Origin of the sequence: Streptomyces sp. NPDC006393 (assembly GCF_040628575.1) — a bacterium.
Taxonomy (GTDB): domain Bacteria; phylum Actinomycetota; class Actinomycetes; order Streptomycetales; family Streptomycetaceae; genus Streptomyces.
In genome coordinates, this window is sequence record NZ_JBEXZD010000179.1 from 1 (window position 1) to 9,512 (window position 9,512).

Below are 9,512 nucleotides of genomic sequence, written 5' to 3' on the forward strand. Positions count from 1 at the left end.
GAGGTGACGGTGTCGGCGGCCTCGCGGCTGATCACCTGGTCGCCGATCGGGTCGTCGATCTTCGCCGTACGCGTCTTGTTCTCGGCGTGCGCGACGATGGTCGGGGTGACCTTCTTGCCGTGGTTGTCCAAGGTGGCGTAGATGCCGGCCATCTCCAGCGGGCTGGCGCCCATGGAGCCGAGCGTCTGCGCGGGCACCGCCTGCATGCCCTTGGTGTCCATGCCGAGCCTGCCGGCCACCTCCATCACCTTCGGCATGCCGACGTCCACGCCCATCTGCGCGAAGACGGAGTTGACGGACTTGTTCATGGCCGTCTGGACGGTGATGTCGCCGTAATCGACGTCGTCCTCGTTCGGCGGGCCGAAGCCGACCTTCGTGCCGTGGTCCACGGCCTGACGGCCGCTGGTGCCGTCGTAGACGGTGTTGGCGTCGATCGGCAGGCCGTCCTGTGTCTTGGCGCCCTCGTCCAGGGCGGCGGCCAGGATCACCGGCTTGAAGGTGGAGGCGGGCTGGTAGTCCTTGCGGGTGGCGTTGCTGTAGAAGTGCTTGAAGTAGTCCTGGCCGCCGTAGAGGGCGAGGACCTTCCCCGTCTTCGGGTCGACGGAGACCGCGCCGGCCTGGACGTCGGCGTCGACCTTGCGCTTCTTCGGGTCCAGCTTGCTGGTCAGCTGGTCCTTGACCGCGCTCTCCAGGGCGGCCTGCTTCTTCTTGTCGATGTTCAGGGTGATGGTCCAGCCCCTGTCCACGACCTCGGCCTCCGCCTGGGACTGGGAGATGCCCTCGTCCTTCATCAGCTGCTGTTCGAGCTGCTTGTTGGCGAGGTCGATCAGGTAGCCCTTCTGGCCCTCCAGGCCAGGGGCGCCCTTGGGGTCCTTGGGGTAGGGGAACTTCATGTTCTGCCGCTCGCCGGCGTCGAGCCAGTGCTGCCCGACCATGTTGTCCAGGACGTAGTTCCAGCGCGCCTGCACCAGCTTCCTGCCGGTCGGGCTCGCCACCGCCCAGTCGTACTGGCTCGGCGCCTGGAGCAGGGCGGCCAGGTAGGCGCCCTGCTCGACGGTGAGCTTGGAGGCGTCGACGCGGTAGTAGGCCTGCGCGGCGGCCTGGATGCCGTAGGCGCCGCGGCCGTAGTAGCTGGTGTTGATGTAGCCGGCCAGGATGTCGTCCTTGGACAGCTTCTGGTCCACCTTCAGCGAGATGACCAGTTCCTTCAGCTTGCGCGTGACGGTCTGGTCCTGAGTGAGGTAGTAGTTCTTGACGTACTGCTGGGTGATGGTCGAACCGCCCTGGGCGCCCTTGCCCGAGAGGGTGTTGAACAGGCCGCGCGCGGTGCCCTTCAGGTCGACGCCGGAGTCGTGGTAGAAGGTCTTGTTCTCCGCGGCGACGAAGCAGTGCTGGACTTCCTTGGGCACCCTGTCCAGGGACACGCTCTCGCGGTTGACCGTGCCCTTGCGCGCCAGGACCGAGCCGTCGCTGTACTTGTAGACGTTGCTCTCCTGCTGCGCCACGGCGTTGCCCTTGGGTATGTCCACCATCATGTAGAGCACGATGAAGGTGCCGATGCCGAGCAGGCAGAGCCCGAACAGCGTGCCGAGGATCTTCTTCCAGGTGAAGAGCCTGCGTATACCGCTCTTGCGGGCCTTGGCCGGCCGGGCCGCCCGCCGGGCCGCGGCGCGGCCACCGGGAGCCGGTCCCGTCGTGCCGCCCCCGACACCGACCGCCGGTGTCCCGGACGAGCGCCGGGGCGCCGCGCGGCGGCCACCGCGCTGGCGCGCTCGTCTCTCTTCCGCTCGTCCCATGCGTCCGTCCGCTCCGCTTCCGTCTCGGCTGTCACTCACGTACGTGGCCCAGGCCAGCTCAGAAAACTAACACCGCTCTCTGTGACAAAGGGTCCGCGATCCCGGCTTTTACGGACGTGACAATCAGCACCCGTTCCAACGGAACCGACGTCCGAGGAGGGTTCAGGGTTGCCAGGACGGGGAAAAGTGATATCACTTAGCTAAGCCGTTGCTATGCATCGCGACGGACGACGCCGTACGAGAACGGGGGACCCACCATGTCCAGCCCCACCCGCGACACCTCACCCGCCACCGCCGTGCCCGACGCCCCCGAGATGCCGGCGCCGCAGGTCAGGGAGTTCCCGGCACGCAGCATCCCGGGCGGTCTGGCCCTGCTGCTCGGCCTGCTCGGCCTGCTGGTCGCCGTGGCACTGGTCGCCTCCGGCGCGACCGTCACGAACACGGGCGCCAAGGCCGCGCTGATCGCCGTCGGCATCCTCACCGGCATCGCCGCCCTGCTCGCCATGAGCGGGCTGAACATGGTCGCGCCCGGCGAGGCGCGGGTCGTCCAGCTCTTCGGGCGCTACCGGGGCACCATCCGCGAGGACGGTCTGCGCTGGGTGAACCCGTTCACCTCCCGGGAGAAGATCTCCACCCGGGTCCGCAACCACGAGACCGCCGTGCTGAAGGTCAACGACGCCTACGGCAACCCGATCGAGCTGGCCGCCGTCGTGGTGTGGAAGGTGCAGGACACCGCGCAGGCCTCCTTCGAGGTGGACAACTACCTGGAGTTCGTCTCCACCCAGACCGAGGCCGCCGTACGGCACATCGCCATCGAGTACCCCTACGACGCCCACGACGAGAACGGTCTGTCGCTGCGCGGCAACGCCGAGGAGATCACCGAGAAGCTCGCCGCCGAGCTGCACGCGCGCGTGGACGCGGCCGGAGTGCGGATCATCGAGTCCCGCTTCACCCACCTCGCGTACGCTCCCGAGATCGCCTCCGCGATGCTCCAGCGCCAGCAGGCGGGCGCGGTCGTCGCGGCCCGGCGGCAGATCGTGGACGGAGCGGTCGGCATGGTCGAGGCGGCGCTGAACCGGATCGCCGAACAGGACATCGTGGAGCTCGACGAGGAACGGAAGGCGGCGATGGTGTCGAACCTGATGGTGGTGCTGTGCGGGGACCGCGCCCCGCAGCCGGTCCTCAACACGGGGACGCTCTACCAGTGACGACGCCGGAGACGGATCCGTCCGAGGGAGTGACCCCCCGGCGCCGCCGGCCGCAGCAGCGCAAGCAGGTGCTGCTGCGGCTGGACCCGTCGGTGTACGACGCGCTCGCGCGCTGGGCGTCGGACGAACTGCGTTCGGCCAACGCCCAGATCGAGTTCCTGCTGCGCCGCGCCCTGACGGAGGCGGGCCGCCTGCCGGGCGAGGCCGGCCCCCTGCCCCGCCGGGGCCGCCCGCCGCGCGACGCCTCCGGAGCGCCGTAGCAGAACCGTGACGATCGCCTCCCACCTGCGGTGGGGCACCCCGCTTCCGGCCTCCGAGTGCGCGTAGACACGAGGTGTATACATCATGCGTATACACCCCATGTACAGTGCTGCTCATGTCCATCGGTCACACCCTCCTGGGACTCCTGGAGTCCGGGCCCCGCCACGGCTACGACCTCAAGCGGGCCTTCGACGAGAAGTTCGGTCACGACCGGCCGCTGCACTACGGCCAGGTCTACTCGACGATGTCGCGGCTGCTGAAGAACGGACTCGTCGTCGTCGACGGCATCGAGGCCGGCGACGGCCCCGAGCGCAAGCGCTACGCCATCACCGAGGCCGGCGTCACCGACGTCGAACGATGGCTGGCCACCCCGGAGAAGCCCGAGCCGTATCTCCAGTCGACCCTCTACACCAAGCTGGTCCTGGCCCTGCTCACCCACCGCGACGCGGCCGACATCCTCGACACGCAGCGCGCCGAGCACCTGCGCAACATGCGGGTCCTGACCGACCGCAAGCGCAAGGGCGACCTGGCGGACCAGCTGATCTGCGACCACGCCCTGTTCCACCTGGAGGCGGACCTGCGGTGGCTGGAGCTGACCGCCGCCCGCCTCGACCGGCTCCGTGAGGCGGTGGCCCGGTGACCGCTCCCCCCGGCTCCCTGCTGGCCGCCGACGACCTGCGCAAGACCTACGGCCCGACCACCGCGCTGGACGGCGCGGAGTTCTCCATCCACCCCGGCGAGGTCGTCGCCGTGATGGGCCCCTCCGGCTCCGGCAAGTCCACGCTGCTGCACTGCCTGGCCGGGATCGTCACCCCCGACTCGGGATCGATCACCTACGACGGCCGCGAGCTGACCGTCATGTCCGACGCCGAGCGCAGCGCGCTCAGGCGCTCGGAGTTCGGGTTCGTCTTCCAGTTCGGCCAGCTGGTGCCCGAGCTGACCTGTGTGGAGAACGTGGCCCTGCCGCTGCGGCTGAACGGCACGGCCCGCAAGGAGGCCGAGCGCACCGCGCTGGCGTGGATGGAGCGCCTGGAGGTCGACGACCTCGCCAGGAAGCGGCCCGGCGAGGTGTCCGGCGGTCAGGGTCAGCGCGTCGCCGTCGCCCGCGCCCTGGTCACGAACCCGCGGATGCTGTTCGCCGACGAGCCGACCGGCGCGCTGGACTCCCTCAACGGCGAACGCGTGATGGAACTGCTCACGGACGCCGCCCGGTCCGCCAACGCGGCCGTCGTGCTCGTCACCCACGAGGCGCGGGTGGCCGCCTACTCCGACCGCGAGATCGTCGTACGGGACGGCCGGTCCCGGGACATGGAGCGCCTCGTATGACGGCGCGCCAGTGGGCCCGCGATCTGCGCATGGGGGCCAAGTTCGCCTTGACCGGCGGGCGCGAGGGATGGGTCCGGCTGCTGCTGACGGCCATGGGCGTCGGGCTGGGCGTGGCGCTGCTGCTGGTGACGACCGCGATCCCGAACGCGCTCGCCGTCCGGCACCAGCGCGACCAGGCCCGCCAGGACTACACCTACGGCCCGCACCGGCCGAAGGCGGCGAACACCCTGGTGATCGGCGACGCCGACACGTCGTACCACGGCAAGGACGTCCGCGGCCGGCTGGTGGAGCCGGAGGGACCGCGCGCACCGATCGCACCGGGCCTGACCAGGTACCCGGCACCGGGCGACATGGTCGTCTCCCCCGCGCTGAAGGAGCTGCTGGACTCGGGTGACGGCAGGCTGCTGCGCGAGCGGCTGCCGTACCGGGTCGTGGGGACGATCGGCGAGAGCGGGCTCATCGGCTCGCACGAACTCGCCTACTACGCCGGGGCGAAGAACCTGGCCCCGCGCATCAACGGGTGGCAGACGGCCCGGATCACCGAGTTCGGGCCGCAGCAGCCGGCGAGGGCGGAAGCGCCGGACCCGGTCCTGCTGCTGCTGGTGCTGGTCGTCTTCGTGGTGCTGCTGATGCCGGTCGCCGTGTTCATCGCCGCGGCCGTGCGGTTCGGCGGCGAGCGGCGCGACCGCAGGCTGGCCGCGCTGCGGCTGGTGGGCTCCGACAGCCGGATGACCCGGCGGATCGCGGCGGGCGAGGCGCTCGCCGGATCGCTGGTCGGACTGGTCTTCGGCACCGTCTTCTTCCTGCTGGGCCGTCAGCTCGCGGGCTCGGTCGAGATCATGGACGTCAGCGTGTTCCCGAGCTACCTCGACCCCACGCCCGCGCTGGCCGCCCTGGTCGCGGTCGCCGTTCCGGCGGCGGCGGTGCTGGTCACGCTGTTCGCGCTGCGCGGGGTGGTCATCGAGCCGCTGGGCGTGGTCCGTACGGCCAGGCCAAGGCGCCGCCGGCTGTGGTGGCGGCTGCTGCTGCCGCTGGGCGGCCTGGCGATGCTCGCCCCGATGATCGGGCAGGGCCGCACCAACGGCTCCTTCAACGAATACCTGGTGATCGGCGGCGTTCTGCTGCTGCTGGTCGGCGTGACGGCGCTGCTGCCGTGGGCCGTCGAGGCGGTGGTGGCCCGGCTGGGCAGCGGCGGTGTGGCCTGGCAACTGGCGGTGCGGCGACTCCAGTTGAGCAGCGGCTCGGCGGCCCGCATGGTGAACGGCATCGCCGTCGCGGTGGCCGGGGCGATCGCGATGCAGATGCTGCTCGCGGGCGTCCAGGGCGACTACACCAAGACCACCGGGCAGGACACCGAACGCGTGCAGATGCAGGTCAATCTGTCGCGAGGGGTGCCCATGATCCCGGCTGCCGGGAAGTTCACCACCACCAGGGGGGTGCGGAAGGTCACCGCGCTGGGCACCGCCGAACTCGCGGACCGCGCCTGGCAGACCGGCAAGGAGCCGAACGCCGCCACGCAGCTGACCGTCGGCACCTGCGCCTCCCTGCGCGAGGTGGCCCGGCTGCCGTCCTGCCGCGACGGGGACGTCTTCGTGTCGACCGGCAGGGACACCGACGGCGACGCGGTGCAGCTCGCCCGGCCCGGCCGCGTCCTCCACCTGGACACGGCCAACGGCCCGGACGCGGGCCGGGACACCGTCTGGACCGTGCCGGCCCATCTGAAGCGGGCCCGCACGATCACCGGCCCGACCGGGGACACGAGCGGCGGCCTGCTGCTGACCCCGGCCGCCGCCGACGCCCAGGTGAACCGCACGCTCAGCGGGGCGGTGTACCTGTCGGTCGACGACTCGGTGCCGGACGCGCACGAGTACGTCCGCAACACGGCGGCGGCGGTCGATCCGCTCGCGGACGCGATGCTGTGGTCGTCCACCGAGCGGTCGACGCAGTTCACCTCCATCCGCACCGGCCTGTTCGTCGGGGCCGTGTGTGTCCTGGCGCTGATCGGCGCGAGCCTGCTGGTGTCCCAGCTGGAGCAGCTGCGCGAGCGCAGGAAGCTGCTGTCGGCGCTGGTCGCCTTCGGCACCCGGCGGCGCACGCTGGGCCTGTCGGTGCTGTGGCAGACGGCGATCCCGATCGCCCTGGGCCTGCTGCTCTCCTCGGCCGTGGGGCTGACGCTGGGCGTGGTGCTGCTGAAGATGGTGGGCGCCACGGTGAGCGTGGACTGGCCGAGCGTGCTGTCGATGACCGGTGTCGGCGCGGGAGTGGTCCTCGCCGTCACCCTGCTCAGCCTGCCGCCGCTGCTGCGCCTGATGCGCCCCGAGGGGCTGCGCACGGAGTAGCGGCGAGGCGAGCGGAAGGGCCCTTCCCGTCGGGCGGACCGTCAGACGGACTGCCGGGAGGGGCCCTTCACACGTCGGGGCCCAGCACCCGTACCGGCAGGGCCCGCATCTCCTCGCGCAGGGCGGCGGCCAGTTCGTGGTACTCGGCGGCGCGGGCCGCGCCGGCGCGCATGGCCAGGGCGATCCGGCGGGAGGGGGCGGGATCGGCGAAGGAGCCGGTCAGCAGCTGGTTGCTGCGGGAGGTCTCGACCTTGAGGGCGGTGCGCGGCAGCAGGGTGCAGCCGAGCCCGCCGGCGACGAGCTGGACGAGTGTGGAGAGCCCGGCGGCGGTCGTCGTCACCGGCGCGTCCTCGCGCCCCGCCTCCCTGCAGATGTCCAGGGCCTGGTCGCGCAGGCAGTGCCCCTCGTCCAGGAGCAGCAGGTTCAACTCCTTCAGGGCCTCGCGCCCTATGCCCTCCCGGCCGCCGAGCCGGTGGTCGAGCGGGGTGACGAGCACGAAGTCCTCGTCGAACAGCGGCAGTTCGGTGACCCCGGGCACGCCCAGCGGCACGGCGAGCAGCAGCAGGTCGAGCCGCCCGCCGGCCAGCCCGTCCAGCAGGTTCGCGGTCTGCTCCTCGTGGACCTGGAGGTCCAGGTCGGGGTAGCGGTCGTGGACCAGGCGCAGGACCGTGGGCAGCAGATACGGCGCGACGGTCGGGATGACGCCGAGCCGAAGGACGCCGGTGAAGGGCGCCCGGAGGGCCTCGGCCTCCTCCAGCAGGGCGCCGACCTCGTCGAGCACCGCCTTGCTGCGCGCGGCGAGGCGCTCACCGGCGGGCGAGAGCAGCACCTTGCGCGTCGTACGCTCCACCAGGGTGACGCCGAGGATCTCCTCCAGCGCTGAGACGGCGCCGGAGAGCGCCGGCTGGCTCATGCCGATCGCGGCGGCGGCGTCCCGGAAGTGCAGATGCTCGGCCACCGCGGCGAAGGCGCGCAGCTGGGAGAGGCTGGGCAGCTGCCTCCGGCGCCCACCCACATTACCGACAGTCACTGATAGCCACCTCCGATCAACACGACCAAGTGTAGCTATTTCCGCAATCAATCGACGGTGTGCCACCATCGGCGAGGTCCAACCCCATGGGAAGCCCCGCCAAAAGCGGTGCTTCCTCGCTGCAAGGAGAGCATGTGCTCACTGTCGGTGACAAGTTCCCCGAGTTCGAACTGACTGCCTGTGTCTCGCTGGAGAAGGGCAAGGAGTTCGAGAAGATCACCCACAAGACCTACCAGGGTTGGAAAGTGATCTTCGCGTGGCCCAAGGACTTCACCTTCGTCTGCCCGACCGAGATCGCCGCCTTCGGCAAGCTGAACGAGGAGTTCGCCGACCGCGACGCCCAGATCCTCGGCTTCTCCGGTGACTCGGAGTTCGTCCACCACGCCTGGCGCAAGGACCACGACGACCTGCGTGACCTGCCCTTCCCGATGATGGCCGACTCCAAGCACGAGCTCATGCGCGACCTCGGCATCGAGGACGAGGACGGCTTCGCCAAGCGTGCCGTCTTCATCGTCGACCAGAACAACGAGATCCAGTTCTCCATGGTGACGGCGGGCTCGGTCGGCCGTAACCCCAAGGAGGTCCTGCGGGTCCTGGACGCCCTGCAGACCGACGAGCTGTGCCCGTGCAACTGGACCAAGGGCGACGAGACCCTCGACCCGGTCGCGCTGCTGGCCGGTGAGTGAGGCATGTCCCTCGACTCCCTGAAGTCCGCCCTCCCCGACTACGCCAAGGACCTCAAGCTCAACCTGGGCTCGGTCATCGGCAACAGCGACCTGCCCGCGCAGCAGCTGTGGGGCACGGTGCTGGCCACGGCGATCGCCGCGCGCTCGCCGATCGTCCTGCGCGAGCTGGAGCCGGAGGCGAAGGCGAACCTGACGCCCGAGGCGTACACCGCGGCCAAGTCCGCGGCCGCGATCATGGCGATGAACAACGTCTTCTACCGCACCCGGCACCTGCTGTCGGACCACGAGTACGGCACCCTGCGGGCCGGCCTGCGGATGAACGTCATCGGCAACCCGGGCGTCGCCAAGGTCGACTTCGAGCTGTGGTCCTTCGCGGTCTCGGCCATCAACGGCTGCGGCATGTGCCTGGACTCCCACGAGCAGGTGCTGCGCAAGGCGGGCGTCGACCGTGAGGTCGTCCAGGAGGCCTTCAAGATCGCCGCGGTGGTCCAGGCCGTCGCGACGACCCTGGACGCGGAGGCGGCGCTGGCCGAGTAGTACGGCCGGCGCCCCGAGCGACATCGCTGTCCGGAGCCCCGTTCACCCCTGCGGTGAGCGGGGCTCCGGCCGTTGCTCCGTGCGTGTGTCCGCCTGCCGCGCCACGACGTCGGACGAGGGGGTCGCGCCGTGCGGCCGGGGCGAGTGGCGCAGGGCCTGTTCGTGGGAGTACGCGCGCAGATACCCGACCACCGTGTTGGTGACCGCGACCAGCGGCACCGCCACCACCGCACCGCCGATCCCCGCGATCATGCCGCCCGCGGCGACGGACAGGACCACCGCCAGCGGATGGACCCGGACCGCCCGGCCCAGGATGAACGGCTGGAGCA

At 70.7% G+C, this 9,512-nt stretch carries 10 protein-coding genes; 7 read left to right on the top strand and 3 right to left on the bottom strand.

Annotated features, from left to right (window positions below; genetic code table 11):
* The coding region (locus ABZ484_RS37515; RefSeq protein WP_358870433.1) for a transglycosylase domain-containing protein at positions 1 to 1,796 on the bottom strand (1,796 nt) is incomplete at its 3' end.
* Positions 1,797 to 2,053: 257 nt separating this feature from the next.
* On the opposite strand from ABZ484_RS37515, the gene ABZ484_RS37520 reads away from it, so the two are divergent.
* From ABZ484_RS37520 to ABZ484_RS37540, 5 genes are all read left to right on the top strand, one after another.
* Complete coding sequence (locus ABZ484_RS37520) at positions 2,054 to 3,004, top strand: SPFH domain-containing protein (protein WP_358870434.1); 951 nt, start codon at positions 2,054 to 2,056, stop codon at positions 3,002 to 3,004.
* Positions 3,001 to 3,264 (top strand): hypothetical protein, encoded by a 264-nt coding sequence (locus ABZ484_RS37525; protein WP_358870435.1) that lies wholly within the window; start codon positions 3,001 to 3,003, stop codon positions 3,262 to 3,264. The genes ABZ484_RS37520 and ABZ484_RS37525 overlap by 4 nt, the downstream gene beginning before the upstream one ends.
* A 116-nt stretch (positions 3,265 to 3,380) precedes the next feature.
* Positions 3,381 to 3,905, top strand: a complete 525-nt coding sequence (locus tag ABZ484_RS37530; RefSeq protein ID WP_358870436.1) for a PadR family transcriptional regulator — start codon at positions 3,381 to 3,383, stop codon at positions 3,903 to 3,905.
* Complete coding sequence (locus tag ABZ484_RS37535) at positions 3,902 to 4,591, top strand: ABC transporter ATP-binding protein (protein ID WP_358870437.1); 690 nt, start codon at positions 3,902 to 3,904, stop codon at positions 4,589 to 4,591. Before ABZ484_RS37530 ends, ABZ484_RS37535 begins: the two co-directional genes overlap by 4 nt.
* Positions 4,588 to 6,930: an FtsX-like permease family protein gene (locus ABZ484_RS37540; protein WP_358870438.1), complete on the top strand. Its 2,343-nt coding sequence runs from the start codon at positions 4,588 to 4,590 to the stop codon at positions 6,928 to 6,930. Before ABZ484_RS37535 ends, ABZ484_RS37540 begins: the two co-directional genes overlap by 4 nt.
* Positions 6,931 to 6,997: 67 nt before the next feature.
* Here ABZ484_RS37540 and ABZ484_RS37545 read toward each other — a convergent pair whose 3' ends face one another.
* Positions 6,998 to 7,960, bottom strand: a complete 963-nt coding sequence (locus ABZ484_RS37545) for a LysR substrate-binding domain-containing protein (protein ID WP_358870439.1) — start codon at positions 7,958 to 7,960, stop codon at positions 6,998 to 7,000.
* 134 nt (positions 7,961 to 8,094) lie between these two features.
* On the opposite strand from ABZ484_RS37545, the gene ABZ484_RS37550 reads away from it, so the two are divergent.
* Together ABZ484_RS37550 and ABZ484_RS37555 are read left to right on the top strand one after the other, a co-directional pair.
* Positions 8,095 to 8,646 (top strand): peroxiredoxin, encoded by a 552-nt coding sequence (locus ABZ484_RS37550; RefSeq protein ID WP_030184284.1) that lies wholly within the window; start codon positions 8,095 to 8,097, stop codon positions 8,644 to 8,646.
* Positions 8,647 to 8,649: 3 nt separating this feature from the next.
* Positions 8,650 to 9,183 (top strand): alkyl hydroperoxide reductase, encoded by a 534-nt coding sequence (locus ABZ484_RS37555; RefSeq protein WP_358870440.1) that lies wholly within the window; start codon positions 8,650 to 8,652, stop codon positions 9,181 to 9,183.
* Between the two features lie 42 nt (positions 9,184 to 9,225).
* Here ABZ484_RS37555 and ABZ484_RS37560 read toward each other — a convergent pair.
* A partial coding sequence (locus tag ABZ484_RS37560; protein WP_358870441.1) for an AI-2E family transporter occupies positions 9,226 to 9,512 on the bottom strand: 287 nt, incomplete at its 5' end.

Excerpts from the sequence above, each read along its gene's own strand:
- ABZ484_RS37520 (WP_358870434.1), top strand. The coding sequence starts at position 2,054 with ATGTCCAGCCCCACCCGCGACACCTCACCCGCCACCGCCGTGCCCGAC.
- ABZ484_RS37530 (WP_358870436.1), top strand. The coding sequence starts at position 3,381 with ATGTCCATCGGTCACACCCTCCTGGGACTCCTGGAGTCCGGGCCCCGC.
- ABZ484_RS37540 (WP_358870438.1), top strand. The coding sequence starts at position 4,588 with ATGACGGCGCGCCAGTGGGCCCGCGATCTGCGCATGGGGGCCAAGTTC.
- ABZ484_RS37555 (WP_358870440.1), top strand. The coding sequence starts at position 8,650 with ATGTCCCTCGACTCCCTGAAGTCCGCCCTCCCCGACTACGCCAAGGAC.